Origin of the sequence: Arthrobacter roseus (assembly GCF_016907875.1) — a bacterium.
Taxonomy (GTDB): Bacteria; Actinomycetota; Actinomycetes; order Actinomycetales; family Micrococcaceae; genus Arthrobacter_J; species Arthrobacter_J roseus.
In genome coordinates this window covers 260,660-286,470 of sequence record NZ_JAFBCU010000001.1, presented here as the reverse complement: position 1 = coordinate 286,470, position 25,811 = coordinate 260,660, and the positions used below count along the sequence as shown (strand labels likewise).

General features: G+C 61.7%; 33 protein-coding genes. 19 read left to right on the top strand and 14 right to left on the bottom strand.

The features are described 5' to 3' along the window. Window positions 1–117 precede the first annotated feature (117 nt). Both JOE65_RS01520 and JOE65_RS01515 read left to right on the top strand, forming a co-directional pair. A complete protein-coding gene (locus tag JOE65_RS01520) occupies window positions 118–1,152 on the top strand; it encodes an iron-containing redox enzyme family protein (RefSeq protein WP_205161586.1) in 1,035 nt (344 codons plus the stop codon). Between the two features lie 10 nt (window positions 1,153–1,162). Next, window positions 1,163–1,384: a CDGSH iron-sulfur domain-containing protein gene (locus JOE65_RS01515; RefSeq protein ID WP_205161585.1), complete on the top strand. Its 222-nt coding sequence runs from the start codon at window positions 1,163–1,165 to the stop codon at window positions 1,382–1,384. Window positions 1,385–1,387: 3 nt separating this feature from the next. Here the strand turns inward: JOE65_RS01515 and JOE65_RS01510 are convergent, their stop codons facing one another. Further along, window positions 1,388–2,434 carry an NAD(P)H-dependent flavin oxidoreductase gene (locus JOE65_RS01510; RefSeq protein WP_205161584.1) on the bottom strand — a complete coding sequence of 349 codons (1,047 nt, stop codon included), beginning with the start codon at window positions 2,432–2,434 and terminating at the stop codon, window positions 1,388–1,390. 354 nt (window positions 2,435–2,788) lie between these two features. Here JOE65_RS01510 and JOE65_RS01505 point away from each other — a divergent pair, with 354 nt between their 5' ends. From JOE65_RS01505 to JOE65_RS01490, 4 genes are all read left to right on the top strand, one after another. Then, window positions 2,789–3,487 carry a LysM peptidoglycan-binding domain-containing protein gene (locus JOE65_RS01505; RefSeq protein WP_205161583.1) on the top strand — a complete coding sequence of 233 codons (699 nt, stop codon included), beginning with the start codon at window positions 2,789–2,791 and terminating at the stop codon, window positions 3,485–3,487. 178 nt (window positions 3,488–3,665) lie between these two features. Beyond that, on the top strand, window positions 3,666–4,751 hold the full coding sequence (locus JOE65_RS01500; protein WP_205161582.1) for a WD40/YVTN/BNR-like repeat-containing protein: 1,086 nt from the start codon (window positions 3,666–3,668) through the stop codon (window positions 4,749–4,751). Then, window positions 4,751–5,035, top strand: a complete 285-nt coding sequence (locus JOE65_RS01495; RefSeq protein ID WP_338021520.1) for a MoaD/ThiS family protein — start codon at window positions 4,751–4,753, stop codon at window positions 5,033–5,035. Before JOE65_RS01500 ends, JOE65_RS01495 begins: the two co-directional genes overlap by 1 nt. A 21-nt stretch (window positions 5,036–5,056) precedes the next feature. Next, the gene (locus JOE65_RS01490; protein WP_205161580.1) at window positions 5,057–5,929 is read left to right on the top strand and encodes a DUF4031 domain-containing protein; all 873 of its coding nucleotides are present in this window, start codon (window positions 5,057–5,059) and stop codon (window positions 5,927–5,929) included. Here the strand turns inward: JOE65_RS01490 and JOE65_RS01485 are convergent, their stop codons facing one another. Next, window positions 5,930–6,298, bottom strand: coding sequence for a hypothetical protein (locus JOE65_RS01485; RefSeq protein ID WP_205161579.1), 369 nt, complete (start codon window positions 6,296–6,298; stop codon window positions 5,930–5,932). Window positions 6,299–6,476: 178 nt separating this feature from the next. On the opposite strand from JOE65_RS01485, the gene JOE65_RS01480 reads away from it, so the two are divergent. The 5 genes from JOE65_RS01480 to JOE65_RS01460 all read left to right on the top strand — a co-directional run bounded on the left by JOE65_RS01480 (window position 6,477) and on the right by JOE65_RS01460 (window position 10,560). Continuing rightward, complete coding sequence (locus JOE65_RS01480; RefSeq protein ID WP_205161578.1) at window positions 6,477–7,811, top strand: MATE family efflux transporter; 1,335 nt, start codon at window positions 6,477–6,479, stop codon at window positions 7,809–7,811. Window positions 7,812–7,915: 104 nt separating this feature from the next. Next, a complete protein-coding gene (locus tag JOE65_RS01475) occupies window positions 7,916–8,677 on the top strand; it encodes a type 1 glutamine amidotransferase domain-containing protein (protein ID WP_205161577.1) in 762 nt (253 codons plus the stop codon). Window positions 8,678–8,812: 135 nt separating this feature from the next. Continuing rightward, window positions 8,813–9,382 (top strand): hypothetical protein, encoded by a 570-nt coding sequence (locus JOE65_RS01470; protein WP_205161576.1) that lies wholly within the window; start codon window positions 8,813–8,815, stop codon window positions 9,380–9,382. Window positions 9,383–9,495: 113 nt separating this feature from the next. Beyond that, window positions 9,496–9,969 carry an HIT family protein gene (locus tag JOE65_RS01465; RefSeq protein WP_205161575.1) on the top strand — a complete coding sequence of 158 codons (474 nt, stop codon included), beginning with the start codon at window positions 9,496–9,498 and terminating at the stop codon, window positions 9,967–9,969. A 66-nt stretch (window positions 9,970–10,035) separates the two neighbouring features. Beyond that, the gene (locus JOE65_RS01460; RefSeq protein WP_205161574.1) at window positions 10,036–10,560 is read left to right on the top strand and encodes a tetratricopeptide repeat protein; all 525 of its coding nucleotides are present in this window, start codon (window positions 10,036–10,038) and stop codon (window positions 10,558–10,560) included. A 19-nt stretch (window positions 10,561–10,579) separates the two neighbouring features. Here the strand turns inward: JOE65_RS01460 and JOE65_RS01455 are convergent, their stop codons facing one another. After that, window positions 10,580–11,089, bottom strand: coding sequence for a DinB family protein (locus tag JOE65_RS01455; RefSeq protein WP_205161573.1), 510 nt, complete (start codon window positions 11,087–11,089; stop codon window positions 10,580–10,582). A gap of 103 nt (window positions 11,090–11,192) precedes the next feature. Between JOE65_RS01455 and JOE65_RS01450 the strand changes: the two genes are divergently transcribed. Beyond that, a complete protein-coding gene (locus JOE65_RS01450) occupies window positions 11,193–11,753 on the top strand; it encodes a hypothetical protein (protein ID WP_205161572.1) in 561 nt (186 codons plus the stop codon). 66 nt (window positions 11,754–11,819) lie between these two features. Continuing rightward, window positions 11,820–12,170: a hypothetical protein gene (locus JOE65_RS01445; RefSeq protein WP_205161571.1), complete on the top strand. Its 351-nt coding sequence runs from the start codon at window positions 11,820–11,822 to the stop codon at window positions 12,168–12,170. 3 nt (window positions 12,171–12,173) lie between these two features. Here JOE65_RS01445 and JOE65_RS01440 read toward each other — a convergent pair whose 3' ends face one another. Both JOE65_RS01440 and JOE65_RS01435 read right to left on the bottom strand, forming a co-directional pair. After that, window positions 12,174–12,893, bottom strand: a complete 720-nt coding sequence (locus JOE65_RS01440; RefSeq protein WP_205161570.1) for a class I SAM-dependent methyltransferase — start codon at window positions 12,891–12,893, stop codon at window positions 12,174–12,176. Beyond that, entirely contained in the window at window positions 12,890–13,450 is a 561-nt protein-coding gene (locus tag JOE65_RS01435; RefSeq protein ID WP_205161569.1) for a CGNR zinc finger domain-containing protein, read from the bottom strand. The genes JOE65_RS01440 and JOE65_RS01435 overlap by 4 nt, the downstream gene beginning before the upstream one ends. Window positions 13,451–13,549: 99 nt before the next feature. On the opposite strand from JOE65_RS01435, the gene JOE65_RS01430 reads away from it, so the two are divergent. Beyond that, complete coding sequence (locus JOE65_RS01430) at window positions 13,550–14,539, top strand: EamA family transporter (RefSeq protein WP_338021519.1); 990 nt, start codon at window positions 13,550–13,552, stop codon at window positions 14,537–14,539. A gap of 174 nt (window positions 14,540–14,713) precedes the next feature. Here JOE65_RS01430 and JOE65_RS01425 read toward each other — a convergent pair whose 3' ends face one another. From JOE65_RS01425 to JOE65_RS01405, 5 genes are all read right to left on the bottom strand, one after another. Beyond that, window positions 14,714–14,980: a helix-turn-helix domain-containing protein gene (locus tag JOE65_RS01425; RefSeq protein WP_205161567.1), complete on the bottom strand. Its 267-nt coding sequence runs from the start codon at window positions 14,978–14,980 to the stop codon at window positions 14,714–14,716. Beyond that, complete coding sequence (locus tag JOE65_RS01420) at window positions 14,967–15,608, bottom strand: hypothetical protein (protein WP_205161566.1); 642 nt, start codon at window positions 15,606–15,608, stop codon at window positions 14,967–14,969. Before JOE65_RS01420 ends, JOE65_RS01425 begins: the two co-directional genes overlap by 14 nt. Window positions 15,609–15,704: 96 nt before the next feature. Continuing rightward, complete coding sequence (locus JOE65_RS01415; protein ID WP_205161565.1) at window positions 15,705–17,999, bottom strand: heavy metal translocating P-type ATPase; 2,295 nt, start codon at window positions 17,997–17,999, stop codon at window positions 15,705–15,707. 39 nt (window positions 18,000–18,038) lie between these two features. Further along, window positions 18,039–18,260, bottom strand: a complete 222-nt coding sequence (locus JOE65_RS01410; protein ID WP_205161564.1) for a heavy-metal-associated domain-containing protein — start codon at window positions 18,258–18,260, stop codon at window positions 18,039–18,041. Between the two features lie 43 nt (window positions 18,261–18,303). After that, window positions 18,304–18,633 (bottom strand): metal-sensitive transcriptional regulator, encoded by a 330-nt coding sequence (locus JOE65_RS01405; protein WP_205161563.1) that lies wholly within the window; start codon window positions 18,631–18,633, stop codon window positions 18,304–18,306. A 110-nt stretch (window positions 18,634–18,743) separates the two neighbouring features. Here JOE65_RS01405 and JOE65_RS01400 point away from each other — a divergent pair, with 110 nt between their 5' ends. Then, on the top strand, window positions 18,744–19,388 hold the full coding sequence (locus JOE65_RS01400) for a hypothetical protein (protein WP_205161562.1): 645 nt from the start codon (window positions 18,744–18,746) through the stop codon (window positions 19,386–19,388). A gap of 27 nt (window positions 19,389–19,415) precedes the next feature. On the opposite strand, the gene JOE65_RS01395 is transcribed toward JOE65_RS01400, so the two are convergent. From JOE65_RS01395 to JOE65_RS01385, 3 genes are read right to left on the bottom strand one after another with little or no spacing between them, the layout of a single operon-like run. Continuing rightward, the gene (locus JOE65_RS01395) at window positions 19,416–19,676 is read right to left on the bottom strand and encodes a Txe/YoeB family addiction module toxin (protein ID WP_205161561.1); all 261 of its coding nucleotides are present in this window, start codon (window positions 19,674–19,676) and stop codon (window positions 19,416–19,418) included. Then, entirely contained in the window at window positions 19,673–19,924 is a 252-nt protein-coding gene (locus JOE65_RS01390; protein WP_205161560.1) for a type II toxin-antitoxin system Phd/YefM family antitoxin, read from the bottom strand. The genes JOE65_RS01395 and JOE65_RS01390 overlap by 4 nt, the downstream gene beginning before the upstream one ends. Before the next feature lie 60 nt (window positions 19,925–19,984). Then, the gene (locus JOE65_RS01385; RefSeq protein ID WP_205161559.1) at window positions 19,985–21,220 is read right to left on the bottom strand and encodes an MFS transporter; all 1,236 of its coding nucleotides are present in this window, start codon (window positions 21,218–21,220) and stop codon (window positions 19,985–19,987) included. Between the two features lie 71 nt (window positions 21,221–21,291). Between JOE65_RS01385 and JOE65_RS01380 the strand changes: the two genes are divergently transcribed. Continuing rightward, on the top strand, window positions 21,292–22,797 hold the full coding sequence (locus JOE65_RS01380) for a SulP family inorganic anion transporter (protein ID WP_239536577.1): 1,506 nt from the start codon (window positions 21,292–21,294) through the stop codon (window positions 22,795–22,797). Between the two features lie 7 nt (window positions 22,798–22,804). Here JOE65_RS01380 and JOE65_RS01375 read toward each other — a convergent pair whose 3' ends face one another. Beyond that, window positions 22,805–24,319 (bottom strand): MFS transporter, encoded by a 1,515-nt coding sequence (locus JOE65_RS01375; RefSeq protein ID WP_205163960.1) that lies wholly within the window; start codon window positions 24,317–24,319, stop codon window positions 22,805–22,807. Window positions 24,320–24,425: 106 nt separating this feature from the next. Between JOE65_RS01375 and JOE65_RS01370 the strand changes: the two genes are divergently transcribed. From JOE65_RS01370 to JOE65_RS01360, 3 genes are read left to right on the top strand one after another with little or no spacing between them, the layout of a single operon-like run. Continuing rightward, window positions 24,426–24,965, top strand: a complete 540-nt coding sequence (locus tag JOE65_RS01370; RefSeq protein WP_205161558.1) for a TetR/AcrR family transcriptional regulator — start codon at window positions 24,426–24,428, stop codon at window positions 24,963–24,965. After that, the gene (locus JOE65_RS01365) at window positions 24,962–25,237 is read left to right on the top strand and encodes a hypothetical protein (protein WP_205161557.1); all 276 of its coding nucleotides are present in this window, start codon (window positions 24,962–24,964) and stop codon (window positions 25,235–25,237) included. The genes JOE65_RS01370 and JOE65_RS01365 overlap by 4 nt, the downstream gene beginning before the upstream one ends. Continuing rightward, window positions 25,228–25,809 (top strand): phosphotransferase, encoded by a 582-nt coding sequence (locus tag JOE65_RS01360; RefSeq protein WP_205161556.1) that lies wholly within the window; start codon window positions 25,228–25,230, stop codon window positions 25,807–25,809. Before JOE65_RS01365 ends, JOE65_RS01360 begins: the two co-directional genes overlap by 10 nt. The last annotated feature ends 2 nt before the right edge of the window (window positions 25,810–25,811 follow it).

Below are 25,811 nucleotides of genomic sequence, written 5' to 3'. Positions count from 1 at the left end.
GGCTCCTGACGCGGATGACACTGACCAGCAGGGTGACAACTAAGCAAGTGTGCTTATCAGGTCCGTTTTTCTTGCATATAATCGGCTAAGCCCGGTTGTCCTCATCAGGAGAAGCACATGAAATTTCCCAGTCCCCGCGGACCTCTCTCTTCCAGCCTGATCGGAATCCTAGAACAGCCAACAAACCAAACGAACGACGCCGTCGGTCAGTTTGGCGCACAGGTCTCCGAGGCCATCGCGAAAACCGCGAAAATCTCCGCCGATGACGACATCCAGCTCATACTTTTCTGCCTGTACGAGCTGCATTACGGCGGGTTCGACGGCGCGGATGAACGCTGGGAATGGAATGTATCCCTGCTCGCCGCCCGCCAGGCCATCGAAGCGGCGTTTGAAGCGGAGCTCCGCGCCGCCGTCGAGCTTCCCGCCCTCGAAGCGAAGACCAGCGATGACGTCGCCGAAGTGTTGTTCGACCTGACCGGGCAGGACAGCGGCCCGTCCATGTCCAGCTTTGTGGCGAAGGAGGCCACGCTGGAGCAACTCCGGGAGTTCCTGATTCAGAAGTCGGTTTATCAGCTGAAAGAAGCAGACCCGCACACCTGGGCGATCCCACGGCTCAAGGGACGCGCCAAGGCGGCCATGGTCGAGATCCAGGCCGATGAGTACGGCGGCGGGCGCGAACACCGCATGCACTCGGCGCTCTTTGCGCAAACCATGCGCGGACTAGGGCTCGACGATAACTTCGGAGGCTACATCAACGCCATCCCCGCGCTGACCCTGGCGGGTACGAACATGATGTCCCTGTTCGGGCTGAATCGGCGACTGCGCGGAGCCATCGTCGGGCATCTCGCGGCCTACGAAATGACCTCATCACAACCGAACAGGCTCTACGGTAACGGGTTCCGTCGACACGGTTTTGACAAGGACGTCACCTGGTATTTTGACGAGCATGTGGAAGCCGACGCCGTTCACGAGCAGATTGCCGGAAGGGATCTGGCCGGTGGGTTATTTGAGGCTGAACCCCATCTCCTCGAAGACATCTACTTCGGCGCGTGCGCGGCTCTCACCGTGGACTTATGGGCAACGGAGCGCACCATGGCCGCGTGGCAATCGGGCAAATCCTCACTGCTGTCGCCACTGCCAGCTGCGGCATAGGAGATAGCCCGTGAATAAAGAGAGAGATACCGAACCGGATACCGCCGTCGTCGTCTGCCCTGACGGTCCCATTCTGGTCCGGGGCAACTTCGAGATCGTGTCTACCACCGGCGAAAAACTCCCCCGTGATCGCCAGACCGTGGCGTTGTGCAGGTGCGGGGCCTCGGCCATCAAGCCCTACTGCGACGGCTCCCATAAGATGATCGGCTTCCGCACGGAATTCCCGGAGTAACCGCTAGCGCTCAAAGAGTCCGCGCACGACGTCGGCTGCCGGACTTTCGGTAGCTAGCGCGAACTGCGGACCGGCCCACAGTCCCATGGACTGTGGGTCTTTGGCGTTCGAGGCCGCCACGCGAAGGGGTTTCGTCAGCTGGTTCACTTCCGGATACGCGGCCGGAGCGTGTGCGGTGTGCTTCCTGATGAAGGTGTTGGTAAGACCGCGGGCCCATCGTCCGGAGAAGGCGCGCGTCACCGTGGTATCTGTGAAGGACGGGTCGGCGAGGGCGTCCTTGTGAGCCTGCGCGGCACCGGACTCGGGACACCGCAGCAACAAAGTACCTATCTGCACCGCGTCCGCTCCGGCGTCGAGAAGTTCCACCACATCATGCGGACCTGAGATGCCGCCCGCGGCAATCAGCGGTACACCCACGGCGGCCCGGACGTCACGCACCAACTCCGGGAGAGCAGTGTCCCCCGGAATACGGATCAAGGAGTGGGTGCTCCTGTGCCCGCCGGCTAAGGGCCCTTGAACGCACAGCAGATCGGCGCCGTTGTTCACGGCGCTCACGGCTTCGAGCTGGTCTGTGACCGTAACGGCGACTGTGCTGCCGCTCAGGTGGAGGCTGGACACCACAGAGGCGGAGGGCAGCCCGAAAGTAAAGGACACCACGGCAACTCCGGCGTTCCGGAGGAGATCCAGCTTGGCAGCCCAATAGTCGTCGGCTTCCGCGTCCGGCGCAGGCAGTTCCATGCCGAGAGCGGCGACTTCCGGGGCCAGCTGCTGCCGGAACGCTTGGACCGCGGCAGTTCGCAGCCGCGGATCGGGGAGGTCGGCGGCCTCATTGGCATGGTCCGGAACAAAAATGTTCACTCCGAACGGTCCATCCGTCAGAGCGCGAGTGCGCTCGAGCGCGTGTTTGAGGGCACCCGCGGACGTGTTGCCCGCCGCGAGGAAGCCAAGACCACCGGCGTTGGTGACAGCGGCGGCCAATTCAGGTGTAGATGGACCTCCGGCCATGGGGGCTCCAACAACTGGCAGGTCCAATTGGTCGATAGTGAACATAACTCAGCCTCCCATAGACTTTCGCGGTGCATCCAACACGCCCGACGAGGATTATTATGTCCGAATTCACAGGTTTCTCCATCATGCCTAGTCAGAGTCGGGTTGCTGAACGATAACGACACGATTACGTTGATATCGATTTGGCATCGTTTTTCAAAGCCCATACTGTTGTATGTGTTCCTGCGGGAACGGCTGCGTGAAGAGACGCGGCAATCATGCTCGGTGCTGTCTTACACCGCACGCCGTCGACACGGCAGACACCGGAAGAATAAACCCAATACCACACGGGTAGATGGCGACGCGAAGAAGTCCGGGGACGGATGGAGCGCAGGTGACCTTACGGAGCATCCACACATGAAGAATTCCACACTCAGCCGTAATCTCCGCCGTGCAGGCGCAGTCGCCGTCATCGCTGGCGCAGGCGTAGCAGGCACCGGAGTTGCAGCGAATGCAGCCTCCACGTCCACCTGGGACGCACTGGCACAGTGCGAGTCCGGCGGCAACTGGAGCATCAACACGGGCAACGGTTTCTCCGGCGGTCTGCAGTTCACCCCGAGCACCTGGGCAGCCTTCGGTGGCCAGGGATCACCCGTCAACGCAAACAAGGCAGAGCAGATTGCCGTTGCAGAGCGCGTACAGGCAACCCAAGGCTGGGGCGCATGGCCCGCATGCTCGGCACAGCTTGGTCTGGCCGGCGGCGGCGGTGCAGCTGTACCCGCAGTAGCACCGGCACCGGCACCAGCGCCTGCTCCCGTCCAGGTTCAGTCCTCGGCACCGATCGTGCAGGCGCCTACAGCCCCTGTTGCACAGGCACCTGTACAGGCACCGGTACAGGCCCCCGCCGTTCAGGCTCCCGCCGTTCAGGCTCCCGCCGTTCAGGCGCCTGCTGCCAGTGGCGAGACCTACACCATCCAGTCCGGCGACACCCTGAGCACCATTGCTCAGAAGCTCGACATCGATGGCGGATGGCAGGCCCTATTCCAGCTCAATGCTGACACTCTGATCGATGCAGACCTCATCTTCACCGGTGGCGTCCTGCAGCTGCCTGCCTAAGCAGTAAGCTCCGGCTCCTTAAACCAGGGAGCAAGGTTGTGTGCAGTGTCTCGACTCCCTGGGAGTCGGGGCACTGCTTGCGTTAACGGGTTTCTCTTCCTGCACATCAATAGACGGCATGTGATCTACGTAACAAAAAGCTGTTGCGCGCTAGCTGTCCGAGTGGTCCAATAGCCCTATGTCTTCCACCATTCTGGCCATTGGCACCAAGAAGGGCCTGTGGTTCGCCACGAGCAGCGACCGAAAATCATGGGAAGTTTCCCAGCCACATTTCCTCAATGAGGAGGTTGCGAGCGTCGAATTCGATACCAGAAATGAGCGCGTCCGGGTCCTGGCTGGCATCCGCTCAGAGCACTGGGGGCCAACGGTGCTGCACTCAGACGACCTCGGCGCGTCGTGGAGTGAACCAGACAAGGGCGCCATCCTTTTCCCGGAGGACACGGGCGAGGCACTGGGTCGCGTCTGGCAATTGAAGGCGGACACGCAGGATCGCCCCGGCGTCGTCTGGGCCGGATGTGAACCGATATCAGTGTGGAAATCGACGGATGGCGGTGAGCACTTCGAGCTGAACCGCGGTTTGTGGGACCACCCGCACCGCAAAGACTGGGGGCCAGGTTATGGTGGTGCCGCTGCCCACACTGTTCTTCCCAGTCCCGTTGATGACAGCGTTCACGTGGCGATCAGCGCTGGCGGCGTTTACCGTTCCACTGACGGCGGTGAATCGTGGGAGGCGCGGAACAAGGGAATCTCGGCCTACTTCATGCCGGATCCGAACCCGGAGTTTGGGCAGTGCGTGCATAAGGTTGCCCGTGATCCGGAGACGCCCACTACACTCTTCGCGCAGAATCATCACGGGGTGTACCGAACGGACGACGCCGGGGACAACTGGCAATCCATCGCTGACGGGCTGCCCGCAGATTTTGGCTTCGTAATGCTCACTCATCCTCGACGCGGTGGCACAGCATGGGTCATTCCCCTGAAAGCCGACGGAGAACGTGTGCCCCCGGGCGGCCGGCTCGCGGTGCATCGAACGCGCGACGGCGGCTCCACCTGGTCGGCGCTGGAGAGTGGCTTGCCGCCGGTGGAGTTCAACGCGATCCTGCGAGATGCGGCCTGTGTGGACGACGATGACCCAGCGGGAGTCTACTTCGGCACGCGTGGCGGCTCGGTGTACGCCAGCGCGGACGAAGGCGACTCGTTCATCGAAGCGGCCTCGAACCTGCCAGACGTACTGTGCGTCCGGGTTGTGCGGGTGGAGGGTTAGTGGAGGTCTCAGTCCTTATCCCCGCGCTGCTGGCCGAGCACACGGGTGGCCAGCGGAATCTACAGGTGATCACCGAGGGCGCTGCCTCTGTGGGCGCAGTGCTGGAAGCGTTGGCCCAGGATCACCCCGTCTTTGATCGTAGAGTTCGTGACGAGACCGGGTCCGTGCGACGGTATGTGAACGTGTACATCGACGGCGATGACATCCGCACCCTCGACGGCCTGCGAACGCCCCTGCATGAGGGGCAGGAACTTTTGATCATCCAGTCTGTAGCTGGCGGTTGAGTCTGTTCTAAACTGCCCAGTGTGGCCATTTATCTTGATACACCCATGTGGCCAGCGCATGGGACGCTGTTCGCCCACCTGATCTCCGACGAGTCGATCGAGGAGCTTCACGCTTTCGCCGCTCACTGCGGTATTCGTCGGCGCGCTTTCGACGAGGACCACTACGACGTCGCCGCCCACCGCTGCGCGGCCCTGGTGGCCCGCGGTGCGCGCACGGTCGATGGCGGCAAGTTGGTGCGGATCCTGTCTGCGAGCGGACTCCGGATCCCTGCCCGACGGCGGAACTCCAGCCTTTCACGACCGTTGCTGAAGCGGTGGAACACTTATATGCCCAGCGCGGAATCTTTGGGTGAAGAGCTGATCGCGCGATGGGGGGAGAGCCACCGCCGATATCACGACCGCACGCATTTACTGGCTGTTCTGGAAGCCCTTGAGCTCCTCGTACCGGAACCGCCGCGCGCCGTGCTGCTTGCCACCTGGTTCCACGATGCGGTGTACGACGGCGTCGATGGCCGAGATGAGGAGCGTTCGGCTCGTTTGGCGGAGAATCGGCTGGACTGGGCAGGGCTGAACGGCGTCGAAGTGTCCGAGGTGGGCCGATTGGTGCGGATCACCGCACACCATAATCCGCAGCCTGGCGATACGAACGCAGAACTGCTGTGCGATGCGGATCTGTCCGTCCTTGGCCAGGACACTCCGGCGTATCAACGCTACGTGGACGCCGTCCGTGAAGAGTATGCGCACGTGCCGGATGAACAGTTCACGGCTGGCAGGGCCGACGTCGTCCGCAGTTTACTGAGGTTGGATCCGATCTTCCGCATCCCGGCCGCGCGACGCCTCTGGGAGACCGCCGCGCGCACCAACCTTAGTTCGGAGCTCGCCAGACTGGGCTGACTAGTTGCGGTCGCGAGCTTTAGGATCGGGCCCCAGCGTGTTGTTACCCATGTGATTAACGGGTCTGTCGGCCCAGCCAGCACGGCGGGCATGCATCGGCGGAGGGGGTGCCGGTTCGCCGTCGTGTTCTGAGGCGTTGTCATAGGAGAGCACGCGGTTATCGAATTGCTTACGCGTCTTCCAGCCGTTCGCCATCAGGAAGATGCCCACGATTGCCACGATTCCTGCTGCAATAAACAGTGCTGTTGAGGCAGAGCCGCTGTCCATGGCAGTCATGGCGATTGGCAGCAAAATGATCAAACTGATGGCCAGGAGGGCGCAACCTACCGTCGTCCGGTATCCGCCGCTCTTCTTCACTTCGTTGCTCATGATCAGCACGTCCTTCGGTTGGCCCTAAGTCAATCACAGCGCCGCCTCTCGTGCAGGTAGCGGGCAAGGACCTTTCACCTATCGTGCAGGTCAGGGGCCCGCGCGGCAATCGGCGGCCCGCAACGTGCACAACAGATCACGAGGCAGGCCAGCGCAGCCCTTGCCATAGGCTTGACCGGTGACCACGGCACTTCCCACCACGCGCGAGCTCAGCAGATCCATCCTTCGCCTGGCGGTTCCGGCGCTCGGGGCGCTCATTGCCGAGCCTCTCTTTCTGATCGCGGACTCCGCAATCGTCGGACATCTTGGTGTCACAGAGCTGGCCGGCGTCGGCCTGGCATCGACTGTGCTGCAGACCGCCGTCGGGCTCATGGTGTTCCTTGCCTACTCCACCACTCCCGCGGTGGCCCGCTACCTAGGCGCTGGGCGCATGGGGGATGCGCTGGCTGCCGGGCGCGACGGCGTTGGGCTGGCGGTTGTGCTCGGAATGATCCTGTCAGTTGCCGGCTGGATCACCGCGCCAGCGCTGGCCTCTGCAATGGGGGCCGACGGCGAGGTACACCAGTTTGCCGTCGATTATCTGAGATTTTCCATCCCCGGGCTGACGGCGATGCTCGTGGTGCTCGCCGCATCCGGTGGGCTCCGTGGGCTGCAGGACACCAAGACGCCGTTGCTGGTCGCCGGGATCGGATTCGCCGTCAACATTGGGCTGAACTTTGTGCTGGTATATGGGCTTGATATGTCCGTTAAAGGCGCCGCGCTGGGTACCAGTATCACGCAATGGGGCATGGCCGCCGTCTACATCGCCATGCTGGTCCGGTACTCAAACGCGAACGCGGTTCCGCTTCTGCCAAGGTGGGTGGGCGTTCTGTCTACCGCGCACGTGGGGTCGTGGCTGATGCTACGGACCCTGAGCCTGCGCGTGGCAATCCTTGCCACCGTGTTCGTCGCCACGGATCAGGGGCAGGTTTCGCTCGCCGCCCACCAACTCGTCATGACGCTGTTCACCCTGCTGGCGTTCGCCCTTGACGCCCTCGCTATCGCTGCACAGGCCTTGATCGGCAAGGAACTCGGCGCGTCCAACAAACCGCTAGCCCACGCATTGACGCGGCGAATGATCACCTGGGGCCTCGGATTCGGGGTGATCACCGGTGCGGTCCTGGCCGTCGTCGCGCCCTTTACCGGCTGGATCTTCACGCCCGACGACGACGTCCGGGCCGCCCTCACCGTCGGACTCTGGATTCTGGCGGCGTCCCAACCCATCTGCGGCCTGGTCTTTGTGCTCGACGGCGTGCTGATCGGTGCGGGCGACGCACGCTACCTGGCGCTCGCCGGCGTCGTGAATCTGGTGGTGTATCTGCCGTTGCTGGTGTGGGTGTATTCGGCCGAGCTGAGCGGCGTCGCTGGTATTGCCTGGTTGTGGGTCGCTTTTGCGCTGGGATATATGGCTGCGCGCGCAGTAACACTGGGGTGGCGGGTCCGCAACGATGCGTGGATGCGGACCGGCGCATAGCTGAATTTCGGATGTCGGGATGATTCTGAGCGACCTGAACCACTAGCCTGTCACTAAGCGGCTTACTTCGCCCACGCAGGAATATCGATCTTAAGGAGCATGACATGAAGAAGATTCTCCTGGTACTTACCAGCACCGACACCATGGGTGACACGGACGAGAAGACCGGCTACAACGTGGCCGAGGCCGCGCATCCGTGGAAGGTCTTCAAGGACGCCGGCTACTTTGTAGATTTCGCGTCCATTAAAGGCGGGCAGCCGCCGCAGGACGACGTCGACGAATCCGACCCCATCCAGAAGGACTTCACCTCAGATGAGGCAACCCGGGCCGGCCTGTACAACACGGCGAAGGTGGACGTAATCGACGCCGACCAGTACGACGCCCTTTACCTGGTGGGCGGGCACGGCACCATGTGGGACTTCCCGGATAACAAGGGCCTGCAGAAGCTGGTCGCGTCAGTGTACGACGATGGCGGTGTAGTTGGGGCGGTCTGCCACGGACCCGCAGGGCTTCTAAACGTGGAGTTGGCCAATGGCTTCCGGATGGTGGAAGGGCGGGAAGTCGCTGCTTTCACCAATGACGAGGAACGCGCTGCCGGTAAGGACTCTGTGATCCCGTTCTTCCTGGCGGACCGGCTGGAGGCTGAGGGCGCCACTCACGTCTCCGCCGATGTCTTTGAGGAGAAGGTGATAGTGGATGATCGCCTGGTCACCGGGCAGAATCCAGTCTCCGCCGCTGGCGTAGCCAAGGAGATGGTGAAGATCCTCACCGAGGTCGTTCGCGAGGAAAAGGCGGAGGAACAGCACGACGCCGAAGCTCTGCGCGCACGCCACGACGCCGAGACTGACACCTCCGGTCAGGAGTAACGCCGGGCTTTCTCGGCCCGCCACTTTGCCTGGCGCCATCCATCGACTCTGCAGTACGTGCACTTCTCAGGTGTGAGAACGACATCTACTGCAGAGTCGATTGGGGTGGCGGCCCTAACGTGCCACCATGCTTCTATGGAAACTTTCGCGTGGCGCGGTTCTAGCGCCAACTCTGACCAAGCAAAAGTGGCTGTTCTTCTTCCCGGTGCGAATTACCCGGTGGAAGCTCCTCTTCTTTTCTGGGTGGCCGAGATGCTGGTGGGCTCCGGCTGGCACGTGCAGGCGGTTCGATGGACGCTTGACGATGCTGCGCGCAGTGAGCCGTATGAGTACACAGCCAACGCAGCCCAGCAGGCCATCGCCGACGCCCCTACTACGGAAACCACGTTGATTGTCGCCAAGTCTTTTGGCACCTTGTGCATACCGTGGGCTGATGAAGCCGACATACCCGGACTGTGGTTAACCCCAATACTCACCGACGAAAAAGTTCGAGCCACACTGGCCGCCACATCACGGCGCGACGTGCTCATCGGAGGGTCCCGGGACGAATTGTGGGACGGAGGTCGAAGGGATGAAAAGGCGAGCACGTTCATCGAGATTGCCGGCGCGGATCATGGGCTTCAGATCCCCGGGGACTGGGGTGCGTCGATGGATGCACACCGGGATGTCGTGACCCACGCTGAGAACTTTGTTGCTGCGATGTAGAACAACGGACCGGCTGGAACGCTTTGCATTGATCGGGGCCGGTTTTCCCGGTGCGGTCAGCACGCAACATGCCCGGTACCTCTCCACGGACCGACATGAGCCAGAATGAGCGCATGGACTTATGGAAACAGGACCGGGTGCGGTCGGCGATTGAAGGACGAAACCCTACGGTCATGGCGACCATGGACGCTGGCTTTGCTGTCATGGGCGATGTTCAGTGGCTACTGGGTTACTCACTCTTGATCACGGATCAACCCGGTGTTGATCGGTTGAGTGACTTGTCCCGCTCAGCCAGATTGTCTTACCTTCAGAGTCTGGATGCCCTGGCGGAGGCCGTCGAGGAAAGTTGTAGGGAGCTAGACCCGGCTTTTACACGCGTCAACATAGAAATCCTCGGCAACGCGGACCCGTTCCTCCATGCACACATCTGGCCTCGCTACGAGTGGGAGCCGGAGGAACTGCGACGGCTTCCGGTGTGGTTCTATCCCAAAGCGAACTGGCAGAGCGAGGCGTTCCAGCTCGGGCCGCAGCACGATTCAATCCGCGGGGCGATCACGAAGCGGCTTGGCGCCGTCGCCCATGACTAGCGCACCAGATTACGAGGTGAAGGCCCCAGATTAGGTCTCGCCGCAATCGGCGGGTAAACAGAGTGCATGCCATCGACACTGACCCCTGAGCTTGAGGCCGCCATCAAACAGGGCTATGCCGGGCGCGACCGGGAGAACATGCAGCCCACCATCGAGTACTTCCTCGAGCTGCTGGATGCTAACCCAGAGAATCCCGTGGTCTTGTATGAGGTCGCTGGCGCGTACGACACCGCCGGGCAGGAAGAGCAGGCCTGCGGCTACTATGAACAGGCCCTCGACGGCGGGCTCGACGGCGATGTATTACGTCGCTGCCTGTTGCAGTACGGGAGCACGCTGCGCAACCTGGAACTGCATGAGCAGTCGCTGGCGGCGCTCCAACGGGCAAGGGCGGAGTTTCCGGAGTCCGATTCGGTGCGCCTGTTCCTGGCTCTGTCGCTGCACGCTGCTTCAAGAAGTGACGCAGCCGTAGCCGAACTACTCGAACTCGCCGCCGACAGTATTCGAACCCCGGAGGTGGCGCGCTACGAGGCTGCGCTTCGCGGTAACGCCGCTTACCTGACCGAGCTCGATCAGGAGAAGCGCCGCTCGTAAAGCCACCGTAAAGGCTCAGTTACTCCCCGACGGACCCGTCTATCGCCTCGCGGAGCAGATCGGCATGACCGTTGTGCCGGGCTGTTTCCTCGACCAGGTGGGTCAGTATCCAGCGCAGATTCCACTGTTGACCTTCGCGGTTGACGCCCACGGACAGGTCATCGAGGCTGGCTGTGGTCAATGACTGACGGGTGCGCTCGCACGCAGACCGGTAGAGTCCGCGCAGCGCATCGGGGTCGTCGTGTTCGGCGCTGTGGAGATCCCAGTCCGGGTCATCGTCCCAGGGTGCGCTTGCCCATGGATCCGGCTCAGGATCACCCAAGAAGCGGACCTGGATCCAGTAGTCCTCCACGCAGGCTAGGTGCTTCAGTAGCCCTGCCAGGGTGAGGGACGACGTCGGCAGTGGCTGGCGCAGTTGATCCGCGGTCAGGCCTTCGGCTTTGTGGAGCAATGTCACTCGGTGATAGTCGAGAAACTGTTCCAGGATGGCTTGTTCATTACCGGTGGGATCGGGATCGTGGCGTTCCATGATCGTAAGTCTCTCACGCAGTTGGTACGTATTAGCTTGAGCGAACAGGGGGTCAAGGAGTCCGCTGTTCGAGGGGGTGCCCTTCTCGGCCTAAGCTTGTGTGGTGTCTTCTGTCAGCCCTGAAACATCATTGAACGCAGTCTGGAAACCGGTTCTGCTTCGCGCCGCCGTCGCCGCCGTTTTCGGTGCGGTGACCATTTTTTGGCAGGACCCTTCTCTGGCCGTCCTCGCAGTGGCGGGGGGACTATATTTTCTTCTTAGCGGTGCAGCTGTCTGGATTATGAGCCGTGGGCGTTCACTTGCATCGGCCCGCCGTCTGTTCATTGTGGAAGCTGGGCTCTTTGTGACCGGCGCCGTATTGGCGTTCATCATCCCCACCGCAGTCGGCTTCACGGTGGCGGCGGTCATCGCGTTGGGCGGGTCGGGCGTCGTCGAACTGGTGCTGTGGGCCAAGCTGCGGAAGCAGTTGGCCGTCGCCCGCGACTGGCTGGTGACCGGCGTCGTCGGTGTGGGGACTGCGCTGTTCCTCCCGTTGTTCGTTCAGCTGCAGGCGCATGCGTTGCTCGGTGTGGTGGGCGGTGCAGCGGTCATTATTGCTGTGTTCCTGCTGATTGCCGCGCTGACGTATCGGCACGAGGCGCCGACCAGAGCCGTGAAGGCGTAAACTTGATCTAGACCCTGTTCTACGAGCGGTAGAACGTGGGTATGGCGTCAGTCGAGGAGGAACACAGTGACCAAGAGTGCACCCGGCAATTCGCAAGAGCGGAGCTCGGTCAAGGCACCCCTGATCTTCTCGGTGGTGCTTGCGGCTATAGCTGGAATTGCCACGATGATTTTCGCTACTGGCGGGGGCGCAAGAGAGCTTCGCTGGGACCTGGGCTTCACTGCCGCAGGGATCGCGTTTATCGTCTCGCTGGTCTTCTCGGCCATGTTGTTGATGACGGAAAAGCCCAACGAGGAATCCCTGGGCCAAGGCACAGGCATCAACCGCAGCTCGGCAAAAATCCCTGGCGGCGCTGGTTCAATCGGCCGCGACGGAAAGCCAGTGAAGCGCCCGCAGCCCAAAAACCCCGAGAAGTAGCTCCTACTTTTTCAGGTGGTGCAGTACGTAACCGTAGGTCAGGCGGGTCCGGCCAGGATGTGCCTCTAGCCAGGGGTTGACGACGTCGGCCGGGAACTCCAGATGCAGAACGTCCCGCAGGTCACTTTCTGAGTCCAACGTCCAACTGCTCATCACTTCGGTGCGGTCCGCGCCGTGTCCGGCCCACCACTCGTTGATGAATCGTTCCTCGCCCTGTCCGGCAATGGCCCATGGGCTCTTAGCCAGTAGATCCGCGAATTCGCCGTGCTGGTGGTCGTTGTCGATCACCACGAAGGTTCCGCCCGGCTCCAGGACCCGAAGGACTTCTTCCAGCCCGGCGGTGCAGTCGTTGTTCACCATCGGGAAGAAATAGGCGAACCGTGCGTGGACCACATCTACACTCGCATCGGGCAGCGGAATGTGTTCCGCGGAACCGGAAAGGACGCGTGCGCCCGGCGTCCTGGACTCTGCCTCGGGCAGGAGGTCCGGATCAGGCTCGACGCCGATTGTTTCCGCTGCTGCCTCGGCATACCGAGGCAGCCAGAAGCCTGAGCCGCACCCGAGATCGAGGATGGTTTTACCCTCCCACGGCGCTATCCGCTGCAGTGCATCCCAGACGGTGCCCTCCCGGTCCAGTGCGAGGTTCTCCACCTCGTAAAGTTCCGGGTTCTCACCCTGATTCGTAGCTTTCACGAAGTCGGTCAGGTCGGTCTGGTTTGTCATGAGACTTCCTGTTCGGTGGGCGCGTTGGCCTTGCGCGCCCGGTACGCCTTGACGTGCTCCCGGTTGGCGCAGTTGCCTACGTCACAGTACCGCTTGGAGCGGTTTCGGGTGAGGTCGACGACGACGGCGCTGCAATCCTCGGCCGCGCAGATCCGCAGGCGTTCCAGCTCTTGTGTACGGATAACGTCCACGAGTGCCATGGCCGCCTCGGTGGCCATGCGCACTTCCAGCGGTGCCTCTGGTGTGGTGGCATGCAGGTGCCAGCCCCAGTCGTGGTGTTTGACGAGTTGGGGGAGCGCTCTGGATTCACGCAGGATCCGGTTGACGCGTTCAACGGCTTCGACTTCGGGGGCGGACCAGATTTCCTCGAGTTGAGTGCGCAGGCGCTGGACTGCGTGGAGTTCTTTATTGTCATGGGTCCGGGAGCCGGTGAACTTTTCGGCATTCAGAAACCGGTCGAGGTCCTCGTGGGTGAGTAGCTTGTCCTGTTCCTCCTTGCCAGTGTTGATCAGCGCCACCACGGACCCGAGAGCAATATCGGTGTCATTGGCAAACATGGTTTTGACTCCTGACTTGTTGACCGTCTAATGTCATTACCATCAGCATACTTTACCCCTGACAGCACACCTGTGCTCGGGGCCGGAAGGAGGAAGCACGTGGAGCAGAACCGCACAGTTTCGGTCTCAGGACTCTGGTTCGCCCTGGTCTCAGCAGCCACTTTCGGTGTTTCCGGCCCGTTTGCCAAGTCACTGCTGGATATCGGTTGGAGCCCGGGAGCAGCCGTCGGAGTTCGCATTGCGGGAGCCGCCGTCGTCCTTTTGATCCCCGTTGCGATGCAGTTGCGTGGCCGGTGGGGCATCCTGCGCCGCAACTGGCTCAGCCTGACCATCTACGGCATCATGGCCATTGCCCTCTGCCAGTTCTTCTACTTCAACGCCGTCCAGCGCATGTCGGTTGGCGTCTCACTGATGCTCGAATACCTGGCCCCGGTAATGGTGGTCGGCTGGCTGTGGCTGCGTTCCCGACAGGCGCCGCGGAAACTTACCCTGATCGGCGCGGCCGTAGCCATGTTGGGGCTCGTGTTGGTCCTTGACGTGTTTAGCGGTCAGATTCTGGACCCGATCGGTGTGCTCTACGCTCTCGCAGCCGCCGTTGGACTGGCGGTATTTTTCATCATGTCGGCCAAGGTCGACGACGACCTCCCGCCGCTGGTGATGGCTGGCGGCGGCATGATGGTTGGCGCTGTCTCCATTGGGGTTCTAGGCGTTCTAGGTGTCATGCCGTTCGAGTTTGCCTTCGGTGATGTGACGCTCGCGGGCCAGGCCGTGCATTGGCTGGTTCCAGTCCTGGCCCTGGTGCTCGTTGCCGCCGTAGCGTCCTACGTGACCGGCATCTTGGCCGCCCAGCGGCTGGGTTCCAAGGTGGCTTCGTTCGTAGCGTTGACCGAGGTACTTTTCGCCGTGTTGGCCTCGTGGATCATGCTGGGCGAGCTGCCGGGTCTGATGCAGCTCGCGGGTGGTCTGCTGATTGTGGGCGGCGTGATCTTCGTGCGTCTCGACGAACTGCGCTCAGGTCTCAGCGGACACGAGACCGCGGAACTGGCTCACGCGAACGACGTCGACCCTGTCCCGGCTGAACACGTCTAAGTTATTTCCGCACCGTCACCGGAGTCTTCAAACTCGACGCCCAAGAGCGGCTCACCACCTGAGCCACCGTGGAGCCCGCGGTTCAGGGGTGGATTTCCTTCCGCCACTACAGGTCGACTTGAGTCACGCCCGACTCAGGCTCAGGGTCAAAGATTATGGCCACGTTGCTTGCCATCAGCGTTGTCGGATGGTGATGAGTTCTGCGGGGGTAGTGTCCAGGACGTCGCAGATGGCTGTGAGGGTGGTGAAACGCACGGCTTTAGCCTTATTTGTCTTTAAGATGGACAAATTGGCCATGGTGATACCGGTGCGACGAGATAGTTCTGTCAATGTCATTTCTCGCTGTTCGAGAACCTTGTCCAGATGGCACTCGATGCGGTGCTTTGATAATGAGTCTTCGCCTGTTGCGTCACGTACCTCCTCTTGGTTAGACAATGCCATCAGCTTCTTCCTCGAGACGTGCTCCTGCCTTGAACGCTGTGGACAGGGCGATGCCTACGACTCCGGAACTGATCATGAAGAACGGCCAGCGAGGGATGTTGGTGCTGGTCACCACGTAGTCAGCTCCAAGGGGAAACCGAACACCTTCGGTGAATGAGCTGGCGACGCCGAAGATCGCTCCGCCGGCAAGGGTGTCGAGAAGACCATAGAGGAGACCGCCTGCAATGAGGATGAAGCTGAGCGCGGCGATACTCCGTCTCACGATGGGTGAAAAGGGTCGTCCGTCTGCGATCCTGTGCAGTGCTCGCGTGATAAGGACAGCAGCGGCGATCACGATGAGGATGAAAAGCATGGCCGGGGTTGCGCAGAGAACCCGTAGCCAGACCGGGGCGTCCACGAGATAGCCAGTAGCGCCCTCGCGAAGCTCAGCTTGGTTGATCTGGGGCAAACTCGTGAGTGGTAGTCGTGGATCCGTTCCATTGAGAGCGAGAACAACACGGCCCGCGATCGTCACGAAGACCTCGAGCGCACTCCCAACCGCAGCGGAGATCGCGATGATCCAGACAATGACAACGGCTGCTCGCACCGGCGTTTCTGAGACTTTGCCAGACTGTACACTTGTACTCATGACTCCCCCTTATTGTTTGTCAATACGTATTGATAAACAATAAGGGGGAGTCATGAGCAATGGCAAGGAGCGGGAGCTAGCAAGGGCCTGAAAGCCTCAGCCCTCTTGCCGCCCGAAGCTCCGCAGCCGCAGCGAGTTGCCGACCACGAGGACGGAGCTCAACGCCATGGCACCGCCGGCGATCATCGGGTTCAACAGCCCAAGGGCCGCGACCGGGATGCCCAGCGTGTTGTACGCGAACGCCCAGAACAGGTTGGCCTTGATGGTGCCGAGCGTCTTTCGGGACAGCTCGATCGCCAGCGCCACCTGCGCTAGGTCGTTGCCCATCACGGTCAGGTCCGCTGCCTCAATGGCGACGTCGGTCCCCGAGCCCATGGCGATTCCCAGGTCCGCCTGCGCCAGCGCCGGGGCGTCGTTGACGCCGTCGCCCGCCATGGCAACAGTGAGACCCTCGGCCTGTAGCTTCTTCACGGCCTCGACCTTGCCCTCGGGCCGCACGCCAGCGAACACGTCCTCGGGGACGATGCCCACCTGCTCGGCAACCCTGCGCGCCACGGCTTCGTTGTCGCCCGTGAGCAGGATGGGCCGCAGTCCCAGTTCGCGAAGACGTGCAATGGCACTGGCGGACGTGTCCTTGATGGCATCCTTCAGGCTCACAATGCCCGCAACCTGCCCGTCCACGGCAACCCAGATCGCCGTCGAGCCGGCCTCCTCCTCGGAATGCAGCACAGCCAGGTTTTCCGGGGATAGGGTGATCCCGTTTTCTTCGAGCCAACCGCTACGACCAGCGACGACGATGGCGTCCTCCACCTGACCGCGAACACCTCCGCCTGCGGAACTGTGGAAGGATCCGACGGCGGGCAGTGCCCCGGAGTTGGCAGCAGAAGCGGCGATCGCCTGAGCAATCGGGTGCTCGCTGGCAGCCTCCACGGCGCCCGCTAACCGCAGAACGTCGTCATCCGCGAAACTGTTGAGCGCGGTGACGCCGGAGACCGAAAGTTTTCCGGTGGTGACCGTTCCGGTCTTGTCCAGAACAATCGCGTTCACGGTCCGGGTGTCCTCCAGGACCTGCGGCCCCCTGATCAGGATGCCGAGCTGCGCGCCGCGGCCGGTTCCGGTCAGCAGGGCCGTGGGAGTTGCGAGGCCCAGCGCACAGGGGCAGGCGATGACCAGAACGGTGACGGACGCGGTGAACGCTGAATTGAGGTCACCAGAGAACACCATCCACAGAACGAACGTGAGAACCGCGATACCCAGAACGATAGGAACAAACACCGCGCTGATGCGGTCCGCCAACCGCGCGATCGGCGCCTTGCCGGACTGCGCCTGGCTGACGAGCCGCCCCATTTGTGCCAGAGTGGTCTCGCTGCCCACGCGCGTTGCCTCGACTGTGAGCCGGCCGGAGGTGTTGATGGTTGCGCCCGTGACGGCGTCGTCCACGTCCACGTCAACGGGTAGGGATTCGCCGGTGATCAGCGACGTATCGACGGCGGAACTGCCGTCGCGCACAATGCCATCGGTGGCGATTTTCTCGCCCGGCCGGACGACGAACATATCGCCGAGGACCAGTTGATCGGCGGGAATGCGCTCTTCAACCCCGTCCCGCAGAACAGTGGCTTCCTTGGCGCCCAGGCTCAGCAGCGCGTGCAACGCGTCCCCGGCTTTCGCCTTGGCACGCGCCTCCAGGAAGCGCCCCAGCAGCAGGAATGTCACGACGACGGCGGCAACCTCGAAGTACAGTGCGTGCTCGGTCATGGACATGCCCACATGGGCTGTCATCATCGGGTCACTGAACAGCTGCCAGGTGGAGAACAGGAACGCCGCACTGACGCCGATAGAGACCAGTGTGTCCATCGTCGATGAGAGGTGGCGCGCGTTGATAGCGGCCGCACGGTGGAAAGGCCACGCTGACCACGTGACAACCGGCACGCTCAACGCGAACGCCACCCAGCCCCAATGCGGAAATTGCAGTCCGGGAATCATGGAGATCGCGAACACCGGCACCGTGAGGATCGCGGCAAGGATTAGTCGTGGTTTGAGCTCGCTGGCTGAACCACCGTGATTCATGTGGTTGCCGGCGTCGTGCTCCATGCCCTCATGCTCGACGTCGGACGTGTTACGAGAGGAAGAATACGAGCCACTATGCACAGGAACTTTCAGGCGGGCCTTGTACCCGGTCCGGTTGACGGTTTCGAGGATCTCCTCATCCGTGATGCCAGCTGGGACCGTGACCTGCGCCGTTTCCAGCGGCAAATTCACGCTCGCCTCAACGCCCTCGAGCTTGCCCAGCTTGCGTTCGACCCGGCCGACGCAGGACGCGCAGGTCATGCCCTCGATATCGAGTTCGATAATCCGGCTATCCGGTTGGTTGAGAAGATCCTTGGCACTCATTGCTTCTGTCCTTTCCGACGCCGGGCGCCGGCCCAGTTGCTACGCGTTCTCGGTGACGACCTGATACCCGGCTTCGGTGACGGCGTCGTTGATTTCGTCCGAGCTGAGGTCACGGCTGGACGTGATGACAGTGCTGGAAGCGCCGCCCTTGTTGAGGTTGATCTCGACGTTTTCCACGCCGTCGATCTCGGTCAGTTCTTCAGTGACGGAAGCAACGCAGTGTCCGCAGGTCATGCCGGTGATGTTGATGGTGGTGTTCATGGTGTTGTCCTTTTCGTTGGTGATGGAATCAGCCCTGGTGAAATCAGCGAAGTAACCGTGCGATCGCGTCTGAGGCTTCCTTGACTTTCTCCTGCCCGGCTTCCACGGATTCGTTGGCGGCGCCGACCACGCAGTGGCCAATGTGTTCTTCCAGTAATCCAATGCTCACCGCATGCAGGGCCTTGTTGACCGCAGCTACCTGGGTGAGGATGTCGATGCAGTATTTGTCTTCCTCGACCATTCTGGCAATGCCCCGGACCTGCCCCTCGATGCGCTTGAGACGCTTGAGGTATGCGGATCTAGCCGCGGTATAACCGTGTTCGCGGTGAGGATCTTCGACAGAACCTGCGACTGCGTCCGCTGATGTATCCATAGCTGCAACCTATACCCCTAGGGGGTATATGTCAATCAACTGACCCATCCGCATGTTCCTTGGTAACGAATAGCCCGTAGAGTCAATTCAAACGAACAGTGGAGAAGCACATGAACCGCACAAGCTGGTTGGGCAACATCGCCGTCGCCTCCGTACTGCTGGCAGGCTGTAGTGCTCCCACTGCGGAAACGCAGAGCACCTCGGAAGCACAGCACACCATGGCCGACGGCTCGGTCATGTCGGGCGCCGAACACGGCGATCACAGCGGCGTAAAGGCCGACGACGGCCAGCAGGACGCCGACGCCGCGTCCGTGGCCGGTCCCTCGGATGCAGCCCGCATGATCTGCTCCGGGCAGGTGTTCACGAACATTGAGGGCATTTTCGGCCTCGAAGCGGAGCCGGAACCGTCGTCGTCCTGGACCAAGCCGGTCTTCACTTGCACTTACGACATCGAGGGTGCTCCGCTGGTGCTGACTGTCCATGACGCTACTGACGAGGCCGTGGGCAAGAAACACTTCGACGAACTGCAAGCCAGCTCCCCGGGCGCCGAGAGCCTGAAGGGAATGTTCGCCCTCGACATGCCAGCATTCTCCACCGGCGAAGGCGAAGTCGCGTTCCTCAAGGACGGCAAGACGCTGCATGTTGACGCGACAAAGCTTCCCGGAAAACTTGGTCCAGAGGGAGACGTGACGCAGAGCGACACCGCCTACTCCGTCGCGATGGCTGTTCTGGCCTGCTGGACCGACCACACCTAGACGATGGCTCTCCGTGTCTTGGTCGGTTTAGGAGCCGTAATGATATCGGCAGGCAGCGAGCGTTACTGTGTCCGCTACGACTTTATAGACTAGGCGGTGCTCGTCGTTGATACGGCGGGACCAGTAGCCGTGAAACCCATGTTTGAGCGGCTCAGGCTTGCCGATACCTTCGTTTCCATTGCGTGAGATGTCCCGGATGAGCCTATTGATTCGTGTCAGAATCTTTCGGTCCTGCGTTTGCCACCAGAGATAGTCGTCCCAGGCTGATTCGTCCCAAACCAGCTTCACTCCAGAAGGTCCCGCTCGTTGCCGCCGCCGTTTTCAAGGCGTTCGATCGATGCAAGCAGACGCTTAGCATTGGCCGGGCTTCTCAGGAGGTAAGCCGTTTCCTTCAGTGATTCGTAATCGTCAAGAGAGACGATAACCACAGGCTCCCGACCCGACCGGGTAATGATGACTTCCTCACGGTCATCGGTTACGGCATTCAAGGTCTCTGCATAGCGGGCGCGAGACTCCGAGTACGACATCGTTTTCATGACACTTCCTTCCACGTACAATATATCGTACGTCAGAGTCGGTGGGGTGGCCAGCGCGAATTACGCCGTCGGGGCCTCAGCAGTGCGAACGACGCCGTCGTAATCCTCCAGCATTTTCGGGCGGCAGATCAGCACCGCGCCGAACACCAGCAGCACCAGCGACGCCCACAGCACCCCGAAGGACGCCGTCCAGGTTCCGGTTAACTCGTGCAGCGACGCGAATAGCAACGGCCCCAGCCCGGCCACTACGTAGCCGAGTCCTTGCGAGAAACCAGACAGAGCCACGGACCCCTCGTGCGTGCGCGTCCGCAGATTCATCATGACCAGCGAGAGCGCAAACGTCGCCTGGCCAAATCCCACAATGATGACCCAGATCCACGCATGACCCACATCGCCGTAAAGCATGCCGGCGTAACCAATCGCGAATGCTGCCGCGGCAAACAGTGCGATCGGCAGCTGGTTCCGCATCCGTGCCGCAAGCACCGGCACAACAATGCTCACGGGCATCCCGACGAACGCAAACAACGCCAGCATGCCGCCCGCAGCCGCGGGACTCATCCCCTGATCCACATAGAACGTGGGAAGCCAGGTGAACATCGCATAGCTGTTCAGGCTCGTCATACCCATCATCAACACGAGCCCCCACGCCGCCGGAGACTTTGCCGCATTGACCCGGACCCGTGACTCCGACGGCGGTGCGATGCCCGCCTGGCCGGGCGCCGTCGTCGTGCGCGTCCGAAGCCAGGTCAGCAGCATGGGGATCAGCGCGGCAAGGGGGAAGATCGCCCACCAGTCGATGGAGAAACGCCATCCCGCGGCCTCCGCAACCGGAACCGCGATCAGCGGTGGAATAGCTGTGCTGGCGGCAATGAGCGTGACATAGATGGCCGTGACCAAGCCGACTCTGTCGCGGAAATACCGTTTGACGAGCGGCGGCAGCAACACATTGCCCATCCCCATACCCGCCAGAGCAACCAAGGTGAGCACCATGAAGGTTGGCACGTCCGAGACCATCGCGCGCAGGAACTGACCACCCAAAGTCAGGATAAGAGACGCGACGGCGAGCAGCTCGATCGTCGCGCGTCGTGCCAGATACGGGACTACAATGGCGAATAACGCAAAGGCAACTGTGGGCAACAGGCCAAGGATGCTGCCGGTCGCCGTGTCGATGACAAGCTCTGGTCGCATGTGGCCGAAAAGCGGTGGCGTGCTGGTCACCGCGAGACGCATACTGAACGCCATCGTCAGGATTCCGGCCAGCACCAGCAATCGGCCGCGCATTGTTTTGGTTCCCACTACCGCAACGATACCGAGCCTGCGCTATTACGAGTGACCATTGGTCACTGCAGACCGGTAAAATTGCCCATATGCCCCAAGCAACAATGACCGAGCCCATGCTCACGCCGGTCGAGCGTCAATCAGTCCTGCGTACCCTGAAGAGTCCCCGCCACCTGAAAACCGAGGTTCTCGGAGGGCTGGTCGTCGCACTCGCGCTCATCCCGGAGGCCATCGCGTTCTCCATCATCGCTGGCGTCGACCCCCGCATCGGCCTCTTCGCCTCATTTACCATGGCCGTCACCATCTCCTTTGTCGGTGGACGCCCGGCCATGATCTCCGCGGCCACCGGCGCCGTCGCCCTCGTCATCGCTCCGCTCGTCGCCAGTCACGGAACAAACTACTTCATCGCCGCTGTCATCCTTGCGGGCATATTTCAGGTGTTGTTCGGTGTCCTCGGCGTGGCGAAGCTGATGCGGTTCATCCCCCGGTCCGTCATGGTTGGATTCGTCAACTCTCTGGCCATCCTGATCTTCTCCGCCCAGGTTCCCGAACTGCTGGGCGTGCCATGGATGGTGTACCCGCTGACGGCACTCGGGCTGGCCATCGTGTTCCTGCTGCCGCGATTGACACTTGCCGTTCCCGCGCCGCTCGTCGTCATTGTCGTCGTGACGGCGCTGGCCATCATCGCTTCCATCACCGTCCCAACGGTTGCTGACAAGGGCGCGCTTCCGGATAGCCTGCCGTCGCTGTTCATCCCGGACGTCCCGTGGAACCTGGAAACGCTGAGCATCATCGCGCCGTTCGCCCTGGCCATGGCACTGGTGGGTCTGCTCGAATCACTACTCACCGCAAAGCTCGTGGACGACATCACCGACACCCCTTCCAACAAGAGCCGCGAATCCTGGGGCCAGGGCGTCGCGAACATTGTGACCGGGTTCTTCGGCGGCATGGGCGGCTGCGCCATGATCGGGCAGACCATGATCAACGTCAAGGCATCCGGCGCCAGAACCCGCATTTCCACGTTCCTGGCCGGCGTATTCCTGCTGATCCTGGTGGTGTCGCTGGGGGGCATCGTTGGGCTCATCCCCATGGCCGCGCTCGTGGCCGTCATGATTTTCGTGTCAGTGGCCACGTTCGATTGGCACAGCATTCGTCCGGCAACCTTGCGGCGCATGCCGAAGTCCGAGACAGGCGTCATGCTGCTGACCGTCATCGCGGTGGTCCTCACTGAAAATCTGGCCATCGGCGTCGGCATCGGGGTCCTTGCAGCCATGGTTCTGTTTGCGCGGCGGGTGGCGCACTTTGTCACAGTTAAACGGACGCTTGACGACGATGGCGGAACGGCCACCTACACGGTGGACGGGGAATTGTTCTTCGCTTCGTCCAATGACCTCTACATGCAGTTCGAATACGCGCTGGACCCGGAGAAGGTGGTTATCGACATGAGCCGTTCACACGTGTGGGACGCCTCGACGGTGGCGGCTATCGACGCCGTGACCGAGAAGTACCGCAGGCACGGAACCGACGTCGTCATCATTGGTCTGAACGAGGCGTCAGTGAGGATCAGGGAGCGGCTCGGCGGGAATCTCGGGTGACCATTGGTCACTGAGTGGGCGGCGTCTCCCGCAGCATCCGGAAGGACATTGCGGCAGCGAGCACCATGAGTCCGGCGCCAATCCACGAGGTCACGGTGACGCCGGAGGTGAATGCGGCCTGCGCCGAGGTAATGAGTTCCTGCGCGGCCGGTCCGGGCAGCGAGGCAGCCATGTTCAGGGCGCCACCAAGCGTGTCTGTGGCAACGGTTGCTTGCTCAGGGCTGAGCCCGTTGGGAAGAGTGAGGTTGTTTCGGTAGGAGGAAACGAGCACGCTGCCCAGCAGCGCAGTGCCGAATACGGACCCTACTTCGTACGCGGTTTCGGACACGGCGGACGCCGCTCCGGCCTTGCTCGAGGGCACACTGGCCAGAATGACGTCGTTGGAGATCGTTTCTGAGGCACCAACGCCCGCGCCGAGGACCGCGAAGGCGATCATGACAACCTCGATCGACTCGTTGTGGCCGTTCAGCGCGATCATGGCGTACGCGGCGACGGAGAACAAGAGCGCCACCGGTACCAGTACGTGCGCAGAAACCTTTTTAGCTACGGGCACGACGGCGAGTCCCGCGAGGATGGTGATGACGAGGCCTGGAACCAACACCAATCCGGCGTTGAGCGGGCTGAGGCCGAGCACCAGCTGCAAATGCTGGGACACGAAGTACAGGAAGCCCACCAGGGAGAAGATCGCCAGCAGGTTCACCAGCACGGAGCCCGTGAACGGGCGGTAGGTGAACAGCCGCATGTCCAGGAGTGGGTGCAGCCGAGTGAGCTGTCGGCGGACAAACGCTGTACCAGCAAGGAGCCCGACGACGACGGCGAGAATTGAGACGACGACGTTGCCTTCTTTGGCAATGTTCTTGATCGCAAACACCACTGGGGCCATGGTGGCAATGGAAAGCAGGATGCTCGGCACATCGACGGGGCCGGGGTTGGGGTCGCGCGATTCGGGGACAAACAGCGGTGTGAACGCGAGCATCAGCACGAGAACCGGAATGGAGAGCAGGAAGATCGAGCCCCACCAGAAGTGCTCCAGCAGGATCCCGCCTACAATTGGGCCCAGGGCTGCGCCGGCCGAGAATCCGGAGCCCCAGATGGCGATGGCCAGGCGGCGCTGGTTGCGGTCGATGAAGATGTTGCGGAGCAGAGACAGCGTTGAGGGCATGAGCATGGCGCCAAAGAACCCCATGCCCACGCGCGTTGCAATCAGGGACTCGGCGTTGGGGGAGTATGCGGCGAGGATGGAGAAGGCGCCGAACCCTATGGCGCCGATAGTCAGGAGCCGGCGTCGGCCGAATCGGTCGCCCAGGCTGCCCATGGCAACTAGTAGTGCTGCCAGGACCAGCGGGTAGATGTCGATGATCCATAGCAGTGCGGTTCCGGTGGTATTGAAGTCCCGCGAGATTGCCGGGATGGCGAAGCTGAGCACTGTGTTGTCCACGGCGACGAGGAGCACCGGCAGCATGAGGACCGCGAGAGCCAACCATTCGCGTTTACCAGCCCTGGCTGATTGCGGTGATTCCATCTCCTCACGGTTCTGTGCCGTGGCTGTGACAAAGGTGCTCATGGAAATCGATTTTATACCGTCCAGCCGGTACAGTAAACATTCTGTGAGCCGTATCATTGAGCGCATGGCAAGTTCCAGAGAAAGAATCCTCGACAGCTTTGAACGGATCCTCATTGATGAAGGCGAGCGGGCAGCGACGGTAGAAGCCGTTGCCACTGCAGCGGACGTATCCAAGGGTGGGCTTCTCTACCATTTCCCATCCAAGGAGGCCATGGTGGAAGCGCTCGGTGACAGACTTCAGGGTCTCGTTGGCGAGGATCTGGCACGCATGACTCAAGACCCCGAAGGGGCAGCGCGCTACTACGTACGGACATCGGTGTATGAGGACAGCCCCCTTGATCGTGCCCTGGTAGCCATGGCGCGTCTGGCACAGCAGGGTCATGCGCGCGCGCAGGAGCGGTTCTCTGCGCTGGAGGACGCCTGGCTCGGGGCCCTCGAAGAGGAGTTGGGTAATAGGGCGATCGCCCGCGCTGTGAAGCTGATGGGGGACGGGCTCTACTACGATGCCGCGTTCTTCGCTGGCGATTCTGCTCGCAAGCAGACTCCCCAGGACATGGAGGAGTTGTTGCTGCTCGTGGACGCCATCGCTCCACACTGGAAATGATGGAATCCCTGCACCCCGGTCTCTCTGACGGCCAGTTGACCCTGATTCACACGTGGCTCGGCCCGGTCGACGTGGTCCATGACCATTCGTGGCCTCTGCAGGACACGAATGTCCTTCGCGTGCGTAGTGCCAGCTGCGATTACATCGTCAAGGCCAGCAGCACCAGTCACCACATCCGTCGGGAGATCACCGCCTACCGGGCAGGCTTCAAAGATCTGGATGGCAGGGTGCCCGAGTTCATCGATGGGTCAATCGAGGCGGCGTGCTGGTAGTCCGTTACCTTCCGGGGGAGCCCGTGGAGGGGACGCCGTCGGAATCTCATCCTGATACATACCGGCAAGCGGGCGAACTACTCCGACGAATACACCGTCGTGTCGGGGCGTCCCAGGACTATTTCAACGCACTAATGGTGAAGACGAACGGCTGGCTGAATCGGGCGGATGAACTGGTCTCCGCGACACAGCTGTCTGCCCTACGGCGTCTAGCGAATTCGCTGGTGCCCCGGCCTGTGGAGCTGGTGGCCACCCACGGGGACTATCAGCCTCGGAACTGGATCCAGCACGACGGCGAGGTTAGGGTGATCGATTTCGGCCGAGCCGCGCCGCGTCCCTGGGTCCATGATGTCATCCGGCTGAGCCACCAACAGCTGCTCGGCCAGCCGGAACTCGCCAACGCCTTCTTCGAGGGATATGGCACGAGCATCGGCGAGGCCGAACGGGACATCTGGGTAGCGGAGAACCTGAACCAGGCTGTCGGGACGGTCGTGTGGGCGCACGACGTCGGTGACTCCGTGTTCGAAGAGTCAGGACGCAGCATGGTCACCCGCGTTCTATCCTCGTCATGACC